The sequence below is a fragment of the Saccharopolyspora spinosa NRRL 18395 genome, from assembly GCF_000194155.1.
GTDB lineage: Bacteria > Actinomycetota > Actinomycetes > Mycobacteriales > Pseudonocardiaceae > Saccharopolyspora > Saccharopolyspora spinosa.
Map to the genome: position 1 here is coordinate 2705519 of NZ_GL877878.1, position 20587 is coordinate 2726105.

Genomic DNA, 20587 nt, shown 5'->3' on the forward strand with positions numbered 1-20587 from the left:
GCCGGGTGGCGATTTCAATGAGCGTTTCCGAACCCCTCTTCTTGCGTTGCGGTGCGGCTAGCGGAACCTCAACGGCCTTCTCGACTCCGGAATCCCCGACTTGTGCATGACCAAATACGCGGCGTCCGGGCTGTCCTCGCGGGAAGACGGCTGAGAACCCGTGGCGGTGCGAGCTGCGCGGGTGGGCCAAGGCCGCTACGCCGCTTGCGGATAGCCCCGTACCGCAGGACTTCAGGCGTCGCGGCTGCGGATCATCCAGGATGAAGAGACTCCACGGAAATCAACTCGCTGGTTTCATTGAAACCCCGCATTCGGCATCCCGGAGTGGGGCCGGGTGGCGTGGGTCTAGGATCCTGGCGCGTGATGCCTCCGTTGAATGTTGTTGCGCAGGGCCATCGGCGACTTCTAGAGGTGCTTTCCGCGCTGACCGACGATCACGTCGCCGAGCCGTCGCTGCTGCCCGGCTGGAGCCGGGGCCACGTGCTGGCTCACCTGACCGACAACGCCCGTGCCTTCGCCCGGGTGTCCGCGCTCGCGTTGCGCGGCGAACTGGTCGACGCCTACGAAGGCGGGCAGACCGAGCGCGACGCGATCATCGAAGGGCTCGCCGACCGCAGCGCCGACGAGCACCGCGACTCCATCGCCCGGCACTCGGCCGCCCTGGAAGCGGTGTGGTCGCAGGCCGCCGCCGACGATTGGGAACGGCCGGTGCGGTTCCGCAACGGCGACCTCAGCGGGCTCGTGCACATGCGGTGGCGGGAGGTCTGGATCCACCTGGTCGACCTCGACCTCGGCGTCGGCCCGCAGGAATGGAGCGACGAATTCTCCTGCCACGCCGTCGATTTCCTGCTGCCCCGGCTGCCGGACGGCATCACGCTGCGGCAGACCGACGGCCCGCGCCGGTGGCCAGCCGACGTCGACGGCATCGAGATCACCGGCCGGGCCCGCGACCTAGCGGCCTGGCTCGCCGGCCGGACGCCGCAGCGGATCCCGACCGGTGCGCTCCCGGACCTCCTGCCCTGGCCCGCCCACCCCACGCCGATCCCGGACGAACAGCGCCTGTCCGTCCGTTGACCGGTCGGGTCAGACGAGGCCCGCGAACAGGTCGGATTCCCAGTCGTAGGGGCCGGTTCCGCGGCCCCGGTCGCCGCGGACCAGCAGGTAGTGCTCCATCGCGAACTCCGGGCGGGCCACCATCTGGGCGAAAAACCCGCCGTCATCGAGGTTGACCTGGCTGCGGTAGTGCCGCAGCGCGGCGATCTTGGCGGCGTGGAAGGCACGGCCGTCGACCATCGCGGTCAGCTCCTCGTCGGGCACCGTGTACGGCTCGAAGCCCTCGACACCCGCCTCCTCGATGCGCTTGAGGACCGAGCGCGGCAGGGTCGTCCAGTACACCTTCGGCACCTGCCACGGCTCGCCGAGTTCCGGCGCGTAGCCGGGGTCCGCCGCCGGGTCGAGGGAGGTCATCACCGCGCGGTGCGCGCCGATGTGGTCCGGGTGGCCGTAGCCGCCGAATTCGTCGTAGGTGATCACCACGTGGGGCCGTTCCGCGCGAAGGATCTCGACCATCGCACCGGTGACCTCGGCCGGGTCGGCCTTCGCGAAGGCCCCGTCCACGCCGTTGCCCGCCTCGCCGGCCATGCCGCTGTCGCGCCAGCGCCCCGGGCCGCCGAGCCAGTGGTGCCGGACGTCGCCGTACTCGGCCAGCGCCGCGCCGATCTCCCCGCGCCGGTACTCTCCCAGCGCGTCGGGATTTCCGCGCAGGTGCGCCAGATCATCGGCGATGACCTCGCCGAGCTCCCCACTGGTGCAGGTCACCAACGACACCGATGCGCCGTCCGCGCAGTAACGGGCCATCGTGGCGCCGGTGGCGGTGGACTCGTCATCGGGGTGGGCGTGAACCAGCAGCAGGCGACGATCGCTCATGGGAACGGAGCCTAGCCACGGGCACCGACACCGCGCCGCCGCCGCCGACCAGGTCACATCCGGCCCGTTGCGAAATTCCGGCAATGTTCGCATGGCGGTCAACCACTCCCGTGCTGCTGCGCGTGAGGATCTTGACGCGTCAATCGAGGAGGCAGATGTGTCCGGATTTACCCGACGGGGAGTTCTCGGCATGGCCGGAGCCGCGGCAGTGGCCGGCGCGGCAGGCGTGTTCGGCACCGGTGCGGCGGCAGAGCGGCCGAGCGGCAACGCGTTGATCGGTCCCGCGCGCGGCAATTCGCTGCACGTGATGACCTTCAACATCCGCGTCGACACCAAGGCCGCCCCGCCCAGCCCCGACGCCTGGACTACCCGCCGCCCGATCCTCGCCGAGCTGTTAAACGCCGAGCAGCCCACCCTGCTCGGCGTGCAGGAAGCGTTGTACAGCCAGGTCAAGGAGGTACTGTCGGACGTTCCGCGGCACTACGACTGGATCGGGCTAGGCCGGGAAGGCGGCGGTCGAGGCGAGTTCATGTCGATTTACTACGACACCCGCCGGGTGGAGCCGCTGGACTACGACCATTTCTGGCTCTCCGACACCCCGAACGTGATCGGTTCGAAGAGCTGGGGCAACAACGTGGTCCGGATGGTCACCTGGGTGCGATTCCTGGACCGCCGGAGCGGCCGCGAATTCGTCCACGCCAACACGCACTTCGACCACCAGTCGGAGCCATCGCGGCAGCGCAGCGCCCAGTTGGTGCGCGACCGCATCGCCGGTTTCGACCCGGCGCTGCCGGTGGTGCTCACCGGCGACTTCAACACCGCGGCCGAGACGTCGGAGTCGTACCGGATCCTGACCGGCGGCGGCCTGGCCGACAGCTGGGCGACCGCCGCCGAGCGGGTCACCCCCGCATGGGGCACCTTCGCCGGCTACAAGGAGCCGGTCGAGGGCAAGGAGCGGATCGACTGGCTGCTGCACAACGATCGCGTCCGGGTGCTGAAGGCGGCGATCAACACCTACCGCAAGGACGGCTACTTCCCGTCCGACCACCTGCCGGTCCACGCGCTCCTCGAGCCCGCCTGATCTGCAGGGACTGTTTCCAAACGCGTTTCCGCGCGGCGGTACGGGTAGCGGAACCTCAGGCGACATCTGCGGTTCCACGGCAGCGCAAGCTGCGAGGGTGGGCCAAGCGCCTCCGGCGTGCAGCCGCACCGACCTCGTTGAGGCCACGACGTCCTCCCCGAGTTGCGGGCGACGGAAAACGAGCCCGATGGAAACCCACACATGACCGGCAATTTGCGGGCGGCGGGTACCGCCACGGGAAGACGCCGGTGTGCTGCGGTCCGTCATCACCGATGGCGGCGCATTGCTGCTGGGCCTGGTGCTGCTCGGCTTCCTGATCCGCTCCGGTACCCCAGTGGGCGCAACGCAGAAACGCCTGATCAGCGGTATCTCGTCGCACTGTTGGGCCTTACTCGACGCGCTTCGCGGAAGCTAGCTTCGAATGCATGAGCGAATTACCGCAGGCGGGCGGGCGCGAGCAGGAGTACTGGTTCGACAGTGACTACGCCCAGTTGATCGACGCGTTGCGGCAAGGTGACGAGCTGGGGGACATCGCCGCGGAGTTGCAGCGCAGTGTCGGCGCTGTCGAGGGCAGGCTCAAGTACCTGATCCCGGGCGATGCCGTGCGCGGCGCGCGGGCTCGGGAAAGCTGGTTGCGCGCGAAGCTCGCTAACGAACCCGACTACGACTGGCGTGCCGTCGCGCTGCGGAACTACGCCGCCGAGGAACGGCGGTACTGGACCGCGACCGACGAACGCGAGCTCATCGCGGGCTGGCGGCGGCGAACGTTCCTGCCAGCGCTCGCGGACCAGCTGCGCGCTTCGGATTTCCAGGTGGCGCGGCAACTCTGCCGTCTCGGCTTGGCCGCGTCGGTGACCGAGGTCGTCGAGCACCTCGGTGCCGCGCCGGGCAGTACCACCGAGGTCCGCGCCCGGATGAACGCCGACCGGGCCGCGGCGGCGGTGTGGGTGCTCGTGGTGGACGGCGAAGGCACGCGCGTCCCGCTGTTTGACGGGCAACGCCGGCACATCTCGCTGCACGCCAGCTTCGACGACGCGCAAGAGCGCCTGGACCAGCTGCTCCGCCAGGCCGGTCGCCGCAACCGCGGGGAACTCCGCTGGAGTCTCGCGGAACGGACCCTCGGCGAGGGCACCTACGGCACCACCCACCACGACCTGACCCGGCCACCGGTCGCGAGCTGACCGCAGCTGTTGCCGGTTGCGGCCACGCTTCCCCCAGAAACTGCGCTGGAGGTTGTTCTAGTCCAGGCGGCGGCTGCGGTTCCGCCACCCGCACCGCCACGCAAAACGAGCCTGGAACCGGTCTTCAGCGGCGACCGCGTTGCCAGGAGTCGAGCGCGATCAGGGTCTTGGTGCTGGTGACCCGGTGGCTGCGGCGGATCTCGTCGATGGTGCGTTGCAGGTGCGCCATGTCGCGGATGCGCAGCCACACCAGCGCGTCGGGGTCGCCCGCGATGGTGAACACCGCCTGCGCCTCGGGCATCCGGGTTGTCGTCTGGATGATTTCGTCCACGCCGCTGGTGCCCAGGAACCGCAGCTCGATGAAGGCTTCCACGCCCCAACCAAGCTTCGCGTGATCCACCTGCACGGTGTAGCCGAGGATCACCCCGATCTCCTGCAGCCGGTCGATCCGCCGCTTCACGGCCGCCGTCGACAGCGTCACCCGGGTCGCGATGTCCGACAGCGTCCGCCGCGCGTCCTCGCGCAGCAGGCCCAGGATTTCGTGATCTGTCGCATCGAGCGTCACTTCGGCCATGAGCAGCGATGGTACGCAAAATTCGGGCGCGCAAAAGCCCCTGGACCGCCGATGTTTGCGTGCTGACTACCGTTTCGGGTTGCGGTGTTGTGCGCCACGCCCGCCTTCGGTTGGAGTGGCGTCGATCACGGCCCTCGGGCCCGCGACAAAGGAGTTCGACATGGCCGCCTTCACCCTGGACGACCGCTACCTCCAGGAATCGGGCACCGTCTACGTGACCGGGGTGCAGGCCCTGGTGCGGCTGCTGTTCGACCGGATCCGCCACGACCGCCGCGCCGGGCAGCGCACCGCGGCATTCGTCTCCGGTTACGAGGGCTCGCCACTGGCCGGCTTCGACCTGGAGCTGGCCCGCCGCTCGAAGCTGCTCGCCGACCACGACGTGGTCCACCGGCCGGGCCTGAACGAGGAGCTGGCCGCGACGTCGGTGATGGGCAGCCAGCTCACCGAAGGCCTCGGCACGCAGCGCCCCGACGGGGTGGTGGGCGTCTGGTACGGCAAGGCGCCGGGCCTGGACCGGGCCAGCGACGCGCTGCGCCACGCCAACCTCGCGGGCGCGAACCCGCGCGGCGGCGCGGTCGCGCTCGTCGGCGACGACCCGAACGCGAAGTCCTCGACGGTTCCGGCGGCCTCGGAGGCGGCGCTCGCGGACCTGGCGATGCCGGTGTTCTTCCCGGCGGACTCGCAAGACCTGCTCGATTTCGGGCTGCACGCGGTGGAGCTGTCGCGGGCCAGCGGGTTGTGGACGTCGCTGAAGGTCGTCGCGAACGTGGCGGACGCGGCCGGGACAGCGGTCGTGGCGCCGACCTGGACCGCACCCGAGATCCCGGCCGAGTTGAAGCCGTACTCGCACCGCCCCAACGCCCGCCTGCTCGGCCCCGAGCTAGCCGGGATGGAGCAAAGCCTGCACAACCTCCGCCTGCCGCTGGCGGTCGAGTACCTCCGGCGCAGCGGCGTCAACCAGGTGGTGCGCTCTGGCCCGGCGGACCGGATCGGCATCGCGGCGGCCGGGAAGTCCTATTTGGACATCCGGCAGGCGCTGCGCGCGCTCGGCCTCGACGACGCGGGCCTGGCCCGGTACGGGATCCGGCTACTCAAGCTCGGCGCGATCTACCCGCTCGACCCGCAGCTGGTCCGGGACTTCGCGACCGGATTGAGCGAGATCGTGGTGGTCGAGGAGAAGCGCTCGTTCCTCGAAACGGCGATCAAGGAGATCCTCTACGGCCGCCCAGACGCCCCGGCCGTCCACGGCAAGAAGGGGCCGGCCGGCGGCACCCTGTTCACCGAGCTCGGCGAGCTCGACCCGGATCGCATCGCCAAGGGCCTGGCCGGGCGCCTGACCGCGCACGGCGAGGTGGAGCCGATCAACGCCTGGCGGCAGCGCCGCCGCCGCGAACGCATCGCCGTGCCGCTGCTGGCGCGCACGCCGTACTTCTGCTCGGGCTGCCCGCACAACTCGTCGACGAAGGTGCCGGAAGGCAGCGTGGTCGGTGCCGGGATCGGCTGCCACACGATGGCGCTGTTCATGGACGCCGACCAGGTCGGCGACGTCGTCGGCATCACGCAGATGGGCGGCGAGGGCGCCCAGTGGATCGGCATGTCGCCGTTCGTCGGCACCGAGCACTTCGTGCAGAACATCGGCGACGGCACCTTCACGCACTCCGGCAGCCTCGCCGTGCGCGCGGCGGTCGCCGCCGGGGTCAACATCACCTACAAGCTGCTGCACAACTCCGCGGTGGCGATGACCGGCGGCCAGGACGCGGTGGGCGCGCTCCCGTTGGCGCGGCTGGTCGAGGTGCTGCTGCTGGAAGGTGTCGCCAAGGTCATCGTCACCAGCGACGCGCCCAAGCGGTTGAGCGGCAAGCTTCCCCGGGGAGTCGAGATCCGGCACCGCGATGACCTGCTGCGCGCACAGGAAGAACTGGCCGCGGTACCCGGGGTCACGGTGCTCGTCCACGACCAGGAATGCGCGGCGGAGAAGCGCCGCAAGCGCCGCCGGGGCAAGCAGCCCACGCCGGCGCAGAAGGTGCTGATCAACGAGCGGGTGTGCGAGGGCTGCGGGGATTGCGGTGCCAAGTCCAACTGCCTTTCCGTGCAGCCCGTCGCCACCGAGTTCGGCCGCAAGACCCAGATCCACCAGTCCTCGTGCAACGTCGACTACTCCTGCCTGGCCGGCGACTGCCCGTCGTTTCTGACCGTGGTGCCCAGCGGCCGCACGGCCCGCCGCGAGATCAGCGAGGTCAGCGCTGGCGAACTGCCCAGGCCGGAGCACGGCGCGGGCGACTTCACCGTCCGCATCGCCGGCATCGGCGGCACCGGCGTCGTCACCGTCACGCAGATCCTCGCGACGGCGGCGGTGATCGACGGTCGGCAGGTCCGCACGCTCGACCAGATCGGCCTCGCGCAGAAGGGCGGCGCGGTCGTCTCCGACCTCAAGATCACCCTGGAACCCGTTGCGCAGGCGCCGAAACTGGCCGCCGGCGAATGCGACCTGTACCTGGGTTGCGACCTGCTGGTGGCGGCCGACCCAGTGCACCTCGCCGCGGCCGACGCCGGCCGGACGACGGCGGTGGTGTCGACCACCGAAGTCCCGACCGGCCGGATGGTCGTGGACACCGCCGTCTCGTTCCCGGTGCAGTCGAGCATCCGGTCCGCCCTCGACGACGCGACCGCGCGGGCGTTCTACCTGGATGCGCGCGGTCTCGCCGAGAAGCTGTTCGACGACGGCCAGTTCGCCAACATCCTGCAGCTCGGCGCGGCGTACCAGACAGGTTCGCTGCAGCTGTCGGCGGAGAGCATCGAGCGGGCGATCGAGCTGAACGCAACGGCGGTGGCGGCCAACATCCAGGCGTTCCGCCGCGGCCGCCAGGCGATCGCGGACCCAGCCGCGCTGCAGGCCGAGATCACCCCGCCGCCGGCGAAGCCCCGCGAGCCCAGCACCGCGGCGCGCCGGGTGCGGGTGCTGGTCAAGGCCACGGAGGGCTCGGAACTGGCGCGGCTGCTGGACATCCGGATCCAGGACCTAGTCGACTACCACGACGAGGACTACGCGCGGACGTACGCGGAGTTCGTCGAGGAGGTGCGCGGGCGCGGAGTCGATGAGGTGACCGAAGCCGTAGCACGCAACCTCTACAAGCTGATGGCTTACAAGGACGAGTACGAGGTCGCCCGGCTCTCGCTCGACGAGAAGCTGCTGGCCGACGTCGAAGCCCAGTTCGGTGCGGGCTCCCGGTTCGCCTTCCGGCTGCACCCGCCGGTGCTGCGCGCGCTCGGCATGAACCGGAAGATCAGTCTCGGCCCCTGGTTCCGCCACGTGCTGCGCCTGCTGCGCGCGGCGCGGAAGGTCCGCGGCACCCGCCTGGACCCGTTCGGCTACGCCAAGGTCCGCCGCGTCGAGCGAGAACTGATCGACGAGTACCGGAAGATGATCTCGGAAGCGCTGGCAACGCCGGACCACCCGGCGCTCCTGGAACTCGCGGAGCTCCCGGACATGGTCCGCGGCTACGAGGAGATCAAGCTCGCGAATGTCGCGGCCTACCGCGAACGCCAGTCGGAACTGCTGAAGTCCCTGGAGGCGAGGCCGGTAGGCGCCGCATCGTGAGAAGGGGAGTCTCCTGCCCGGCACGAGACTCCCCCGATTCCGCGGTGGCGCTGCCCAGCGCATCGGGCGCGCCACTGCGGTGGCGGAACCCGCCTGCGACTGTCCACAATGGCAAGTCGCGGAGCAGGTCAGCTCGGCGGCCGGATGCTGATCACCTCGACCCGGGTTTTCCCTTCCGGGGCCGGGAAATCGACCGTCTCCCCCGGGTGGCTGCCGGCCAGCGCCAGCCCCAGCGGACTGTCGGAGGTCAGCGAGGCGTCCTCCGCGCCCGGTGGGATCTCCTCCGGGATGGCCACCACCCGGAAGTCCTGCGTCGTGCCGTCGGGCAGCCGCAAGCTCACTTCGGTACCGGGCGCCAGTCCCCCGACGTCGGGCTGCCCACCGGCCAGCAGCCCCGCCAGCTCTGCGATGCGGTCGTCGATCGCGACGAGCTCATCGCCGCCCTGCAACTCCTGCGCGGCGTCGCCACGGTCCCCGGGGGTGTCGCTGCGCCTCAACTCGTCGACCAGCTGCTGCCGCCGAGCGCGCAACGTGCGGATCTCCTCGGTCAACCGAGCCCGACCCACCGCCGATTCCTCGCCACCCATGACTCGATCCTTCCGCCCGGAGACGACCGCCTACCGAACTGCCGTCTTCAGCGGATGCCCGAGCCGGGGCGACACGAAACCGGCGGCTGGGCCGGTGGATCATTTCTTCTTCTGGGCAACGACGGCGGCGAGCGCGGCTGCGATGCTGGCCTCAGCGGTGGCCTTGTCGATGCCGAGCCCGGAGAGGACGCCGTCGCCGTCCTCGTTCTCCAGCAGCGCGAGCAAGATGTGCTCGGTGCCGATGTAGTTGTGCCCGAGCCGCAGGGCCTCCCGGAAGGTGAGCTCCAGTACCTTCCGCGCCGACCCGTCGAACGGGAGGATCTGCGGGGCCTCGTCGGCCGCCGGCGGCAGGGCGGCGGTCACGGCCTCCTGGACGGTCTCCAGCGTCACCCCTTGCGCGACGATCACCTTCGCGGCGATCCCATCAGGCTCGCCGAGCAGCCCCAGCACTAGGTGCTCGGGCAGGATCTCGACGTTGCCCGCGTCGCGCGCCGCGTTCTGCGCCAGCACCACGACGCTGCGGGCCCGAGGGGTGAACTTGCCGAATCCCTGGCTGGGGTCGAAACCCGCCGCGTCGCCCTTCGGCACGAACCGCTTCTGCGCGGCCTGCTTCGAGACGCCCATGCTCTTCCCGATTTCGGTCCAGGAAGCGCCCGAACGCCGGGCCTGGTCGACGAAGTGCCCGATCAGGTGGTCCGCGACCTCCCCGAGGTGCTCGGCCGCGATGACGGCGTCGGTGAGCTGGTCGAGGGCGTCGCCGTGCGCCTTCTTGATGGATTGGATCAGGTCGTCGAGCCGAACCTGACCGGAGAACTCAACTGAATCAGCCATACGTCAACCATAAGTTGACGCCAGAAAATCGTCAACCTCAAGTTGACGATCACTCGGGAAGTCGCTGCCGGAGAGCCCGAGCGAACGACAGGGCCGCCGCATCGACCTCCTCCTCCCCTGCGGCCGACCGCAACCACGCGGCGAGCGGCCCCGCGAGAGCAGGCGAAAGAGCAGCGATCCACCGAGCGCTCCCGGCCCGAGCCTCGGCAACGTGCTCGGTACCCCCGCCATCGAGGTGAGCGACGACCTCCGGCCGAGTGGCGAGCAAACCACCAACCCGCCAATCACCCGGCGTCGAAACGGCGGCAAGCCGCTCAAGCGACTCAGCAACCCCGAGAACCTCATCCCGCTGACCAACATCCACGCCCCCATCATCCAGCCGGGAAACGCCGGGAACGACACGGCATTCGGCCACCAGGGTGAGCGTGGAGCGAATCAGCAATCTTGCGGACGATTCCGGCCCCGCGATCTGGTGCTCTGGGTCACACTCATTTTTCTGGGGACTGATCAAGGGGACGACCGCTCTCGGGCTGCGCCGGTGCCCGCGAGCCGCTTCAGCCGTTGGAACGCCACGAGCGCCGGCCGCCGGCGTTCCCTCGTTGCAGAGGAGATCGAGTTGGGACGGTACATCGTCAACGGTGAGGTCATCGACGTTCGAGAGGATCAGCCGACGGCGAAGCAGCTCAAGGCCCAGACACAGAGCGTGCCGGGCGACTGGGTCATGGCGAACATGCCCGGCGGCGAGGTCGTCAAGCTGGACGACAGGGATCCGCTGCCCGCCAACGCCGTCGACTACTCGATCGTCACCCCGTTCACCTACGGCCTGGCGGAGCCCGAGGTCTGCGATGGCTGACGACCTCGAGCGCCGGCGGCGGCTCAGCCGCCTGAAGTCCGAAGTCCTGCTGCTCACCCAGCGCTACGGCCGGGTCGCGTACGACAGCACCGACGGATCTTGGCTGCACGTCGAGAAGTTCCCGATTCCTCCCGGCTGGAACAAGACGCAGGTCGAGATCCTGATCGACGTCCCGCACGGCACGCCCGGCTATCCGTCGGTGGCGCCGCAATGGTTCTGGGTAGACCACGACCTCCGGACGGACGACGGCCGGTCCATCGGCCACTTCTTCGCCCAGGGCCTCGGCCGCGAGGACGAGCGCTACCTCGACCAGGGGTGGGGACACTTCTGCGTCCACCTGGACAAGTGGCGCCCGTCCAACGGCGCCAACCTGCTCAACGGCCACAGCCTCATCACCTACCTGAACCTGATCGGCGCGATCTTCCACGACCACCGCACCTTGGGCGGGCGGTGACGGCATGGCGCGAATTCAGGACATCGTCTTCGGCGCCGGCCTGTGGCGAGAGCTGCACGGCCACCTGATCGGCCCGGACGGCAACGAGCAACTCGCGTTCGTGCTGGCGTCGCACAACGTTTCCAGGCGGCGCGTCCGGATGGTCGCCCGCGAGATCATCGCCGCGGGGCCGGGCGACCTGGCGCACCAGTCACCGGTCGGGATCGGACCGACCGCGGAGTTCGTCGCGCGCGCCCTGACCCGGTGCAGGCAGGAGGGATGGAGCCTCATCGAGGTGCACTCCCACCCGTTCGACGCCAGCGACGCGAGCACGTTCAGCAGCATCGACTGGGGCAACGACCGGGCCAAGATGCCGCAGCTGGCGGCCATGCTCCCCGCGCCGTTCCAGCACGCGACGATGGTCGTCGGGCAGCGGAGCCTCGACGCCCACTACTACGAGCGTGAATCGGAGACGATAGCGCCGATCGAGCGCGTCACGGTCGTCGGCGACGCCTCCGACGGGAGCCCGCTCCTCCGGCACCATGCGGTGACGAGCCAGCCGGCGCCGCGCCCGGCGCGGCCGGACGAACGCCATGCGCGCCAGCTTCCGCTCCTCGGTGCGGAGGTCCAGGACGCGCTGGCGAAGGCCGCGGTGGCGGTCGTCGGGTTGGGCGGGCTCGGTTCCTTCGTCGCGTCGGAGCTCGCGTACCTGGGCGTCGGCCGGCTCGTCCTCGTCGACCCCGATCGGGTGGAGGAGCACAACCTCAACCGGTTGATCGGTGCCCGGCACGACGATGTGGGCCGCCCCAAGGTGGACGTCTTCCGCGAGGTCCTCGAACGGGCGGCACCCGCCACGGCCATCGATGCGGTGACCGCGCCGATGCTGGCGCCCGACGCCCTCGAACAGCTGAAGGCCGTCGACCTGCTGCTGGGCTGCGTCGACAACCACGGCGCCCGCCTCACGCTGAACCACCTGGCCGTCCGGTACCTCATCCCGTTCCTCGACGCCGGAACCGGGGTCCGGCTCGCGCCGGAAGGCGCGCACTTCGGCGGACAGGTGCAACTCGTGGTGCCCGGCACCGGCTGCCTGGAATGCCGCGGTTTCATCGACCCGCGACGCGCGGCATTCGACCTCGCGACGCCGGAAACGCGGGCGTACGAGCGCGCGCACGGGTACGGGACCGAGGAACCGGCGCCGTCGGTGATCTTCCTCAACGGCATCGTCGGGTCCATGCAGGTGGCCGAGGCGGTGCGGATCCTGGGGCCGACGCCGGGCCGCGAGGTGCCGAGGCTGGTGATCTACGACGGGACGGCGCAGAAGGCGTTCGCCGCGTCGGAACCAGACCGGCCGGACTGCCCGACCTGCGGCGTCGACGGTGTCGCCGGGGTCGCGGACCTGGCGCCGCTGCAGGCCGCCGAATCGCCGCGGGAATTCTCGGTCGCGTCGAATGCCGCAGCAGAGGCCGCCAATGCCAGATCCCATCCCGCGCAATAACAGCGCCGGCGCACGCGGAAACACGCCTGATGATCCCCCCACGCCTCCGCCTGCTCAGGGGCAAGGGCCCGGCGGCGGGAACGGCTGGGTGTTCGGCGGGCTCGCCCTGGTGGTGCTGTTGATCATCATCTTCGCCAACAGCGGTTCGGACGAGTCCGACTCGCTCGCCGAGCAGCCAACGACATCGGCGACCACCACCGACGACTACCCGGACAGCACCTACGACTCGGACACCTCGACGACCACCGACCACGAGCCGACCACGACCAGCGAAGAACCGGCGGAACCGACCACGACGGCCTTCGACCCGGACACCCTCAACGACGCCTCGACCGACGAAACCCCCTTCACCACGGGCGCTCTGCTGCCGCAGGACTTCGTCGACGGCAAAGACGTGCGATACCGGCTCGTCGCAAGTGGCACGTGGGACGACTGCACGAAAGCCGTGTCGTCCAGTGCCATCCGAACGGCGCTGAACGGCAATGGCTGCCCGGAAATGCTCGTGGGCAACTTCCTCTCGAACAACAACGCGGTGATGGTCACGGTCTGGGTGTACCCGTTCGCCGACTACGACAGCGCGAGCAGCGCATACTCCGACCTGGATCCCCTCGATTTCCTGGACCTCGGCTGCTGGGACCCGAACAACGGCGCCGGCTCGCAGGCATGCGCGGGAAATCCCGAATCGGCCGCCAAGTGGCAGTTCGTCCAGCAGAACCACCGCTACGTGGTCGTGGCCCAAGCAATGGCGGTCAACCACTCGAACGACGAATCGGTGAAACCCTGGCTCAAAGCAGCATCCCGAGAAGCCTCAACATCCGCAGGCCCGCAGAACTACGCCGGCAACCAATGACGTGGTCAGCGCTTCCCACAGCGAAAACGACAAAAAGAAAGGCTTCCGCGAACGCGACGCGAACCCGACGTCGAGCCCTCGCCCCGGGGTCGAGTCCCGGACGGAATCAGGCGGGATTGTCAGGCACCCCCGGCATGATCAGAGACCCGGACGCGCAGAAGCGCCCCAACACGCACCCGCATTCGCGAAGCGAGCAGCAACACGGGTCTTGAGTTCTAGCGGTCGTCGTAACACCCGAGGTTCGGGGACGCGATGGGCTTCGAGATCCGCAAGATCCGTACACCGCAGGGACGCAGGAAGCTGAGCCGTGAGCGGGAGGAATACTTCCGGCTCATTGATCAAGGGGTAAGCAGCCGGGAAAGCGTGCCGGTCGTCGGCATCAACCGCCGGTCGGACCGGGTGCGACCGGCGTTTTCCCAGGTCAGCGTCAAGCCACGTAGAAGATGGTCTTTTTACCCGGCTCGCCCGGTGAATAGTGTTTCGGCGACTCGAATCGGCCGGGTCGTAGCGAACTCGTCTAGCTCGATCATGGCGTAGATATCGGCATCGGTGAGCGCGTTGGGTGTAGGCCTGTTCTCCAACTCGGCGAAGTCAACTATAGATGGCCACCACGGGTGCCTGATGAAAATATCCATCAGATGAGGCCTGACCGCAGTGCGAAGGAAACTGCATGCGTCCGGTTCCGGAAGTTGTGGTTCTTCATGACGGAGTGGATGATGTTCTTGATAGTCCGCTCGGAGTAGGAAAGCTTATTGGATATTTCCTGAACATTGAAACCGTAGGACAGCAGTCGCAGGACATCGACTTCCCTATCGGCCAGTTCGGGCACCGTAAGCCCCCTCGGGACAAGGACCTCACGAGTCATCCGCCGGACCTGATCCATCAACACCCCTTGCAGCGACGGGGGCAGGAACCCGGCCCCGTCGGCGATGGCTAACAATGCCTGCACAAATGCGTCCCGGGAGCACTGGTGCCGTCGCAGCACTCCCCGGACACCACGCTCAACAGCTAGGTGGAAGTCGGCATGCCCATGCTTGTCCACGATGAGCAGGAATCGGGTCGAATTGCCGGGTGACAGTTCCCCAATGAGGTCCATTGTGGACGAATTGATCGTGTCCACTGCCATCACCACGATGTCGGCATCCCGTCGATCGATGCTGGTTTCCACCAGGCACCGGTCGCTGTGCAGGTAGTGTTGAAGCCCGGCGCGAGTCATGGCGTCCGCGCTAACAATCGCTACGCGGATCTTTGTCATCGTTGCAGTCTCCATCGTGGTACCTCCTGCGTCAGCGCCCTTCCACAACGCAGGCGCTGAGCATCAATCCTTGACATTCGTCGCTTACTGGGAGCGCTAACGGAGAGGGTCGATCAGTCCCAGGGCCTGGCGGGACCGGTTGTTGCGGTGGTGGCGATACAGCATTCATTTCTTGTGGACCATGCTGAAGCCGAGGCGACTGGCACCACGCCACCGCTCAGGCCCTCTCCCAAGTCAGTGGTCCGACCGAACAGATCTGATCATCCATCCGGTCAGATTTCAGCTTTTGAAGCTGCTCCAGAGGATCGGAGGCGAACGATAGCTCGCTGCTGGTGAAAACCCTGTAAGCGAAACGGTTTCCCCGCTCAGCGCGCGGGTGTCGGTGAGGACCGGCGGGCCGGTGTGGCCGAAGAACACCAGCAGCCCCGCGATCAGCACGACGCCGACTACCACGGTGCCGATCAGTTCGATCGACGCGCCAACGTTGTTGATCCGCGTGGCCACCCTGACGCCGACGACGTTGAGGATCACGACCACCATGGTGCAGCCGATGGACAGAACCTGTACTTGCCGCGGAGTCGGGTCCGCCCTGACCTTCGGCGCGAATACGGTGCCGATGGCCGTGGCTGTGCCCGCCGTGCCTGCGAGGACCGAGATGAGCGCGATCCAACCGGTGCACCAGCCGAAGCTCGGCCCGACTAGCCGGCTTGACCACTGGTAGGCGTAGCCGGTGATGGGCATTCGGCCGGCGAGGCGGGCGTACACGGCGACGAGCGTGACCACGAGCAGCAGCACCGGCAGCCAGCGGAACACCGCCGAGCCACCGAGGTACTTGTAGGGGTCGGTGAAGAGCGTGACGATCCCGGTGTTGATCGACACCATCGAGAAGGCCAGCGCGAACGCCATGAAAGGGCTCATCGGACGGCGTAGCCGCTGGCGGTAGCCCAGGGTGGCGAGGTCGTCGGCGTCCGATAGTGGACGCGTGGTGATCGGCTTACTCATCTTACCCTCATCCCGGCCTCGACTTCGGTGAGCGTTTCGTCGAGCACGTCCAGGGGCCCGCGAGAGCAGCGCCTGGGGGATGTCGAACGGCGGCTTAATCTTAATCAGGCTGCCGAGGTTGGCATAGCGGCTTTCGCTGAAAATCAAGCCCTTTTCCTGTGCTCGCAGGAAGACCTCGTGGGCTTCGGTGACCGCCGGCTCTTTCGTGGCGCGGTCGCGGACCAGCTCGATGGTCACCATGAGGCCGGACGAACGGACCTCGCCGATCAGCGGGTGGCGGGTCTGCATCTCGCGCAGCCGCTCGGTCGCGTACCGGCCGTGCGCGGCGACGGCGGGCAGGTCGTCGTCGAGGATCGGCTGAACCGCGGCGAGCGTGATCAACATGATGTCCAGTTCGTCACACAGTGCTGGCAGGGCTGGGGTGTGGAACGTCGGTCGCGCGTGGGCGATCGCGCGGGTTTGCTCGATGACTGCCTCGATCAAGCGCGAGTGGCCCGCACCGAGGTTGTTGGACCAGGCTTGCGCGGTGCAGTCGATGTACTCGCAGCCGTGCTCCTCCCACACCGGCGAGCCAAGCGCCCGCACCAGGGTGAGCTTGTCCGGGTCGCCGCCACGCGGCTCGTGGAGCAGGGCTTCGCGCCCGAGGGCGTGGCGACCAGTCAGCGGGGTCACGATGCTCGTCACGGCATTCCTCGTTGCGCGCCTAGCGTAGGAGCGCTGGGGCTGCCCGCAGAAAGCCCGGAATCCGTATACTTCATGACTGTCGCCCATGAATGTGGAGCTCCGGAATCTGCGGGCTTTCGTGGCCGTCGCCGAAACCCGCGAACTTCACGAGGGCTGCGGAGAAGCTGATGATCGCCCAGCCATCGTTGAGCTAGCCGAACCGCCAGCTCTATGCGCAGCTCGGCTTCCGGCTCTTCGCGCACGACGCGAAGTCACCGTGGCACACCGCGAGACGCGTTGCGGATCGCACAGAACTTCGGCGAACTTGCGGTGCGGGTCGCGCACGGACGTACCTGGCGACTGCCTAGTTCGCCAGGAGCACTTGGTGATCTCTGCTGTTGTTCTGGTGGTTGTCGACGAAGATCTTGCGGCATGGGAACTGATGAGACGGAGTTCGCGGCCAAACCCGTGGTTGCCCGCGCGATGGTGGCTCGGGCGCTGGAAGCCGGGGTGCCCGCCCGCCGGATAACCGCCGACGAAACCTACGGGCAATACTCGACGTTCCGCACCTGGCTGGAATCCCGGCGCATCGGCTGCGCTCACGGACCGTGCAGCGCGGCATCGAGGATGCCTGACGGCGGACCCGGAAGGGAATAGTTTCATGCCCGCATGGGCAGATCCGTTCGTGCCCTGTTGCAGGGCAGAATCTCTCCGGCATATTTTCACAACGCAATTTTCACGTGCCCGCAGCAATTGTGGTTCGACGCAGAGACGCTGAAACGGAGAAAATATGCCCTTCGCGAACGCACTCAAGCGAACAAATTCTTCCGCCATCGCTGTCGGCATACCGGCATCCGCCGCCGTGCTGCTACGACGCCCGCCTCAGCCACCACCAGTCAGCACGTGAACAGTGGCCAGTGCCAGAAGTTCGCTGGTTTTGGGTCCAGCACCGCCGTCGAGCCGATCAACGATTTCGGCGCCCGGAGCCCATCCCCGTTCTGGATCCAGAGCGGCAATTTCCGTCCGAGCCGCAGCGGAGACATCATCACGTACGACTTCTCGGCCCCGCATGGGCGTTGACCGCGAAGGTCTGACCAATAGTGTCAACTGGGGAAGCGGGTCCACGAAATCCTGTGGCACACAACGTCACAGGATTTTGGTTGCGCGCCCGGAAGAAGTGAGCGCTACTGGCATCACGCCCTGCTGGCGAGTGTTTCGGCAGGCCGGTCGCTGTCACCTTTGGTGAACACGGAACTGATCTCGGCATCGAAGTCGGGTCGGTGATCGTCTCGCTCGGTGACAGGCCGGGCTGACGAGATGTTCGCGATGGCAGCGGATTTTCGCACAGGCGGACTCGCGTCGCGGGGCCAAGTGGGTATTGCTGGCGTTGATCTCGGGTGCGGAGCGGATGAACTCGTGGGGGCTGACCGAGCAGGCCGCGGGTGTGATATCCGACGGCATGCAGCGGTTGCCGAACTTCTACCGCAATCTTGGTGATCGCAGCGGGATCGTGGTCGCTGATTAGACGGGCTTTTCTACAGAAGGGCAACAAATCCGTCGGTGTCCAGCGTCAGAACTCGGGTACGGCCGGGCGGATCGAGAACTGGAAGCTGGGCGTGTTTTTGACCAATGCGCCGGTTCTCGACCAAACCCCAACAGGCACAGCGCATGCTGGAACACCTGCAAAACTCCGATGCAGGTGGCAGCATCTGCTGTTTCACCACGGATGAGGCCTACAGCGGCAATCCTGGATTGCGGACGTGGCTGCAAATCCCGCGACCTGGGCTACGTCATGGCCATCTCCTGCGATCAGCGATTCGACACCCTGCCCGGACGGATTCGAGCCGACGAACTCGCACGGACCGCACCCGTAGAGGCTGACAACACCTTTCGGCGGGCGACGGTACCAAGGACCAAAAATCACGCCTTGCCGCTGTAGTGCCAGGTGGAAAACTGCCACCAAAGCTGTCGTAGCCCGCGTTCAATGGGGACACTCGGGCTAGGCGGAAAACCGCCACCGCGAGGAGGGGTAATTGAAACCGTAGGGACCGTAGGAAACGGCGTGAGCCTGCGTAGCTTTCTGCCTTGCTCAACGCGGAGCAAATGTTCATTGCGTGGAGCGCACACAACCGGGGGTCTTACCACGAAGGTCAGCTTTGCGCGATTGAGCGCCTACCAGCAACGAACATCCACAAGATTCGGGCTGCTGTACACCGTCGGTTCCGGCTGGGAAGCACCAATCATTCTGATGTGCGTCGCTGCGGCGGGTCAGGTGATCGTCGCGATGGTCGTTGGCGGCGGCACGGTGCGGCCAGCCACCCGATCGCACCCCTTCGCCCGCGCACTAACCCGGGCACTTTGAGGAATTGTGGATGTCACGATTGCGAGAGGTTCGGTGCCAAGTGAACGTGCTGGCCAACATCATCGACGGAGTTCGCACAGACCTGCGGGCACGCATGGCCGAAGTGAGCCTGGAGGCTCTGCGGTGTCGGGCCAAGTCCCGTGGCCCTCGTATGACGCCGGAGGACGTTGGTGCCGCACTGCGCGGCACCGACCTCGTGCGGCTGATCATCGAGGTGAAGCGCGGCAGCCCGGCCCGGGGTCGGCTCGCGTCCATCGAACGGCCGGGAGTGCTGGTAGCCGAGTACGCGGCGGGCGGTGCGGCCGCGATCAGCGTGCTGACCGAGCCGAGACACGTCGGCGGCTCGCTGGACGACCTGCGTGCTGTGCGTGAGTCGGTCAGCGTTCCCTTGTTGCACAAGGACTTTGTCCGGCGTACGCGCACCGGCCATTGCGTACGCCCTGACATCCGCTGGACTCCGTCGGGTGACGCGCGACGAGGACCGCGTTGCGATGCGGCAGCGGGGCGGCGGGAGAACGTGACATGACCGGGTGCGAGGACTACCAGACCGTGGTGGCCGATGCGTTCGCGGGCCAGCCGCCGGACCACACCGGCCACTTTGGACGCTTCGGTGGCCGGTTCGTGCCCGAGGCGCTGCTGGCCGCGTTGTCCGAGTTGACGACGGCCTTCCTGGAGGCACGCGACGACGCGCGGTTTCGCCGAGCAACTCGCCGAGGATGTCCGTTCAGCTGGCGGGTGATGTCCTGCTCTCCGCAAGTTTGGTCGTGACCATGACCCACCGGGCGAGCAGCGCCCTGGCGTCGCCGCTGTCGACAGCACGAGCTGCCCTCTCCAAGCAGGCGCCCAACCGCTCCGTGATCGGCGCGGCGTCGGGCGAGGCCGCGGCGAGTCCCGCTGCGGCGGACAGCAGGACGGCCTCACGGACCGGACCGCGTTCGCCCTCGAGGAACCGCAGCGTGATCTCCGCGTTGTGGGCTGGCCCGCCGCCGCGCAGGGAACCTCGTGACGCCAGCGGAATGTCGAGGTCACGCGGGTCGAACGTTTCCTGGCGTACGGTCCCCGCGCGCACGTTCCACACCTGGGACGTGGTGGTGATCGTCAGTTCGTCGAGCCCGTCGTCGCCACGAAAGACGAGTGCGGAGCGGTCACGACGGGCAAGAACACCGGCGACGACCGGAGCCATCCGGGCGTCGGCGACGCCTATGGCGGCCGCGCCGGGCGCCGCGGGGTTCGTCAACGGGCCGAGCAGGTTGAAGACCGTCGGGACGCCTAGTTGCCTGCGTGCGGAGGAAGCGTGGCGCATCGCGGGATGGAACACCGGAGCGAAAGCGAACGCGATACCCACCGCTGTGAGCACTCGCGGCACTGTCGCCGCCGGAAGGTCGATAACGATGCCCAGTTCTTCGAGCAGGTCCGCCGAACCGCATGCCGAGGACGCGGACCGGTTGCCGTGCTTGACGATCCGTGTACCCGTTGCCGCGACGACGATCGCCGACATGGTGGAGATGTTCACCGTGTCGGCGTTGTCTCCGCCGGTACCGACGATGTCCAGCAACGGTTCGTCGACACCGATCTTGACCGCGTGCGCGTCCATAGCGCGAACCAGCCCGTCGAGCTCAGCGACGGTCTCTCCCTTGGACCGCAGGCCAATCAGCAGACCAGCCAGCCTGGCATCGCCAGCCTCGCCACGCATGACCTCGCCCAAGGCCCACTCCGTATCGCGCTCGGTGAGGTCCTGGCCGTCCGTGAGCGCCGAAAGAATCTCCGCCCATCGTTTTTTCCGAATCGTGTCGAGTACGGGTTCCTGGCCGGTCATCGCTACTCCTCCGCTGTTATTTCGTGTTCAGCGTTCCAGCCAGCGGAGGCGCTGACCAAGACCATTCGAAGCCGCTGCCG

21 protein-coding genes are annotated in these 20587 nt (G+C 67.7%); 14 read left to right on the forward strand and 7 right to left on the reverse strand.

What is annotated here, in order from left to right; genetic code table 11:
• The first annotated feature begins 363 nt into the window (after positions 1 to 363).
• Positions 364 to 1074: a maleylpyruvate isomerase family mycothiol-dependent enzyme gene (locus SSPN_RS43700; RefSeq protein ID WP_044572905.1), complete on the forward strand. Its 711-nt coding sequence runs from the start codon at positions 364 to 366 to the stop codon at positions 1072 to 1074.
• Between the two features lie 9 nt (positions 1075 to 1083).
• Here the strand turns inward: SSPN_RS43700 and mshB are convergent, their stop codons facing one another.
• Complete coding sequence (gene mshB, locus SSPN_RS0113515) at positions 1084 to 1908, reverse strand: N-acetyl-1-D-myo-inositol-2-amino-2-deoxy-alpha-D-glucopyranoside deacetylase (protein WP_083821889.1); 825 nt, start codon at positions 1906 to 1908, stop codon at positions 1084 to 1086.
• Positions 1909 to 2116: 208 nt separating this feature from the next.
• On the opposite strand from mshB, the gene SSPN_RS0113520 reads away from it, so the two are divergent.
• From SSPN_RS0113520 to SSPN_RS0113530, 3 genes are all read left to right on the forward strand, one after another.
• On the forward strand, positions 2117 to 3007 hold the full coding sequence (locus SSPN_RS0113520) for an endonuclease/exonuclease/phosphatase family protein (protein ID WP_010695488.1): 891 nt from the start codon (positions 2117 to 2119) through the stop codon (positions 3005 to 3007).
• 250 nt (positions 3008 to 3257) lie between these two features.
• Positions 3258 to 3422, forward strand: coding sequence for a hypothetical protein (locus SSPN_RS56665; protein WP_010695489.1), 165 nt, complete (start codon positions 3258 to 3260; stop codon positions 3420 to 3422).
• A gap of 10 nt (positions 3423 to 3432) precedes the next feature.
• A complete protein-coding gene (locus SSPN_RS0113530; protein WP_010695490.1) occupies positions 3433 to 4188 on the forward strand; it encodes a hypothetical protein in 756 nt (251 codons plus the stop codon).
• Between the two features lie 124 nt (positions 4189 to 4312).
• Here the strand turns inward: SSPN_RS0113530 and SSPN_RS0113535 are convergent, their stop codons facing one another.
• Positions 4313 to 4762, reverse strand: coding sequence for an Lrp/AsnC family transcriptional regulator (locus SSPN_RS0113535; RefSeq protein ID WP_010695491.1), 450 nt, complete (start codon positions 4760 to 4762; stop codon positions 4313 to 4315).
• Positions 4763 to 4922: 160 nt separating this feature from the next.
• Here SSPN_RS0113535 and SSPN_RS0113540 point away from each other — a divergent pair, with 160 nt between their 5' ends.
• Complete coding sequence (locus tag SSPN_RS0113540) at positions 4923 to 8360, forward strand: indolepyruvate ferredoxin oxidoreductase family protein (protein ID WP_010695492.1); 3438 nt, start codon at positions 4923 to 4925, stop codon at positions 8358 to 8360.
• 128 nt (positions 8361 to 8488) lie between these two features.
• Here the strand turns inward: SSPN_RS0113540 and SSPN_RS0113545 are convergent, their stop codons facing one another.
• Positions 8489 to 8947, reverse strand: coding sequence for a GreA/GreB family elongation factor (locus SSPN_RS0113545; RefSeq protein WP_010695493.1), 459 nt, complete (start codon positions 8945 to 8947; stop codon positions 8489 to 8491).
• A gap of 99 nt (positions 8948 to 9046) precedes the next feature.
• The gene (locus tag SSPN_RS0113550; RefSeq protein WP_010695494.1) at positions 9047 to 9778 is read right to left on the reverse strand and encodes a Clp protease N-terminal domain-containing protein; all 732 of its coding nucleotides are present in this window, start codon (positions 9776 to 9778) and stop codon (positions 9047 to 9049) included.
• A 616-nt stretch (positions 9779 to 10394) separates the two neighbouring features.
• Between SSPN_RS0113550 and SSPN_RS50920 the strand changes: the two genes are divergently transcribed.
• The 5 genes from SSPN_RS50920 (at position 10395) to SSPN_RS59660 (ending at position 13946) form a co-directional block, all read left to right on the forward strand.
• Positions 10395 to 10631 carry a hypothetical protein gene (locus SSPN_RS50920; protein ID WP_143539510.1) on the forward strand — a complete coding sequence of 79 codons (237 nt, stop codon included), beginning with the start codon at positions 10395 to 10397 and terminating at the stop codon, positions 10629 to 10631.
• Entirely contained in the window at positions 10624 to 11085 is a 462-nt protein-coding gene (locus SSPN_RS0113560; protein ID WP_010695496.1) for an E2/UBC family protein, read from the forward strand. The genes SSPN_RS50920 and SSPN_RS0113560 overlap by 8 nt, the downstream gene beginning before the upstream one ends.
• Positions 11086 to 11089: 4 nt before the next feature.
• A complete protein-coding gene (locus SSPN_RS48835) occupies positions 11090 to 12559 on the forward strand; it encodes a HesA/MoeB/ThiF family protein (protein WP_010695497.1) in 1470 nt (489 codons plus the stop codon).
• A gap of 88 nt (positions 12560 to 12647) precedes the next feature.
• Positions 12648 to 13409 carry a hypothetical protein gene (locus tag SSPN_RS0113570; RefSeq protein WP_010695498.1) on the forward strand — a complete coding sequence of 254 codons (762 nt, stop codon included), beginning with the start codon at positions 12648 to 12650 and terminating at the stop codon, positions 13407 to 13409.
• A 252-nt stretch (positions 13410 to 13661) separates the two neighbouring features.
• Positions 13662 to 13946, forward strand: coding sequence for a hypothetical protein (locus SSPN_RS59660; protein ID WP_148271954.1), 285 nt, complete (start codon positions 13662 to 13664; stop codon positions 13944 to 13946).
• A gap of 97 nt (positions 13947 to 14043) precedes the next feature.
• Here SSPN_RS59660 and SSPN_RS0113580 read toward each other — a convergent pair whose 3' ends face one another.
• Positions 14044 to 14679 (reverse strand): response regulator transcription factor, encoded by a 636-nt coding sequence (locus SSPN_RS0113580; RefSeq protein WP_010695500.1) that lies wholly within the window; start codon positions 14677 to 14679, stop codon positions 14044 to 14046.
• Positions 14680 to 14943: 264 nt separating this feature from the next.
• Positions 14944 to 16149: an amino acid permease gene (locus SSPN_RS58350; protein ID WP_237710538.1), complete on the reverse strand. Its 1206-nt coding sequence runs from the start codon at positions 16147 to 16149 to the stop codon at positions 14944 to 14946.
• Positions 16150 to 16560: 411 nt separating this feature from the next.
• On the opposite strand from SSPN_RS58350, the gene SSPN_RS62565 reads away from it, so the two are divergent.
• The 4 genes from SSPN_RS62565 to SSPN_RS62570 all read left to right on the forward strand — a co-directional run bounded on the left by SSPN_RS62565 (position 16561) and on the right by SSPN_RS62570 (position 19459).
• Positions 16561 to 16986: a transposase gene (locus tag SSPN_RS62565; RefSeq protein WP_083821704.1), complete on the forward strand. Its 426-nt coding sequence runs from the start codon at positions 16561 to 16563 to the stop codon at positions 16984 to 16986.
• A gap of 36 nt (positions 16987 to 17022) precedes the next feature.
• Positions 17023 to 17409 carry a hypothetical protein gene (locus SSPN_RS54655; protein WP_148271955.1) on the forward strand — a complete coding sequence of 129 codons (387 nt, stop codon included), beginning with the start codon at positions 17023 to 17025 and terminating at the stop codon, positions 17407 to 17409.
• A gap of 1292 nt (positions 17410 to 18701) precedes the next feature.
• Complete coding sequence (locus tag SSPN_RS61575) at positions 18702 to 19217, forward strand: beta/alpha barrel domain-containing protein (protein WP_083821706.1); 516 nt, start codon at positions 18702 to 18704, stop codon at positions 19215 to 19217.
• The gene (locus SSPN_RS62570; RefSeq protein WP_010695508.1) at positions 19214 to 19459 is read left to right on the forward strand and encodes a hypothetical protein; all 246 of its coding nucleotides are present in this window, start codon (positions 19214 to 19216) and stop codon (positions 19457 to 19459) included. Before SSPN_RS61575 ends, SSPN_RS62570 begins: the two co-directional genes overlap by 4 nt.
• Here the strand turns inward: SSPN_RS62570 and trpD are convergent.
• A complete protein-coding gene (gene trpD, locus SSPN_RS0113620) occupies positions 19416 to 20507 on the reverse strand; it encodes an anthranilate phosphoribosyltransferase (protein ID WP_010695509.1) in 1092 nt (363 codons plus the stop codon). The two genes, SSPN_RS62570 and trpD, sit on opposite strands and share 44 nt — an antisense overlap.
• Positions 20508 to 20587 lie beyond the last annotated feature (80 nt).

Excerpts from the sequence above, each read along its gene's own strand:
- SSPN_RS43700 (WP_044572905.1), top strand. The coding sequence starts at position 364 with ATGCCTCCGTTGAATGTTGTTGCGCAGGGCCATCGGCGACTTCTAGAG.
- SSPN_RS0113520 (WP_010695488.1), top strand. The coding sequence starts at position 2,117 with ATGGCCGGAGCCGCGGCAGTGGCCGGCGCGGCAGGCGTGTTCGGCACC.
- SSPN_RS0113530 (WP_010695490.1), top strand. The coding sequence starts at position 3,433 with ATGAGCGAATTACCGCAGGCGGGCGGGCGCGAGCAGGAGTACTGGTTC.
- SSPN_RS0113535 (WP_010695491.1), bottom strand. The coding sequence starts at position 4,762 with ATGGCCGAAGTGACGCTCGATGCGACAGATCACGAAATCCTGGGCCTG.
- SSPN_RS0113540 (WP_010695492.1), top strand. The coding sequence starts at position 4,923 with ATGGCCGCCTTCACCCTGGACGACCGCTACCTCCAGGAATCGGGCACC.
- SSPN_RS0113545 (WP_010695493.1), bottom strand. The coding sequence starts at position 8,947 with ATGGGTGGCGAGGAATCGGCGGTGGGTCGGGCTCGGTTGACCGAGGAG.
- SSPN_RS0113550 (WP_010695494.1), bottom strand. The coding sequence starts at position 9,778 with ATGGCTGATTCAGTTGAGTTCTCCGGTCAGGTTCGGCTCGACGACCTG.
- SSPN_RS0113560 (WP_010695496.1), top strand. The coding sequence starts at position 10,624 with ATGGCTGACGACCTCGAGCGCCGGCGGCGGCTCAGCCGCCTGAAGTCC.
- SSPN_RS48835 (WP_010695497.1), top strand. The coding sequence starts at position 11,090 with ATGGCGCGAATTCAGGACATCGTCTTCGGCGCCGGCCTGTGGCGAGAG.
- SSPN_RS59660 (WP_148271954.1), top strand. The coding sequence starts at position 13,662 with ATGGGCTTCGAGATCCGCAAGATCCGTACACCGCAGGGACGCAGGAAG.
- SSPN_RS0113580 (WP_010695500.1), bottom strand. The coding sequence starts at position 14,679 with ATGGAGACTGCAACGATGACAAAGATCCGCGTAGCGATTGTTAGCGCG.
- SSPN_RS62565 (WP_083821704.1), top strand. The coding sequence starts at position 16,561 with ATGCGCAGCTCGGCTTCCGGCTCTTCGCGCACGACGCGAAGTCACCGT.
- SSPN_RS61575 (WP_083821706.1), top strand. The coding sequence starts at position 18,702 with ATGTCACGATTGCGAGAGGTTCGGTGCCAAGTGAACGTGCTGGCCAAC.
- SSPN_RS62570 (WP_010695508.1), top strand. The coding sequence starts at position 19,214 with ATGACCGGGTGCGAGGACTACCAGACCGTGGTGGCCGATGCGTTCGCG.
- trpD (WP_010695509.1), bottom strand. The coding sequence starts at position 20,507 with ATGACCGGCCAGGAACCCGTACTCGACACGATTCGGAAAAAACGATGG.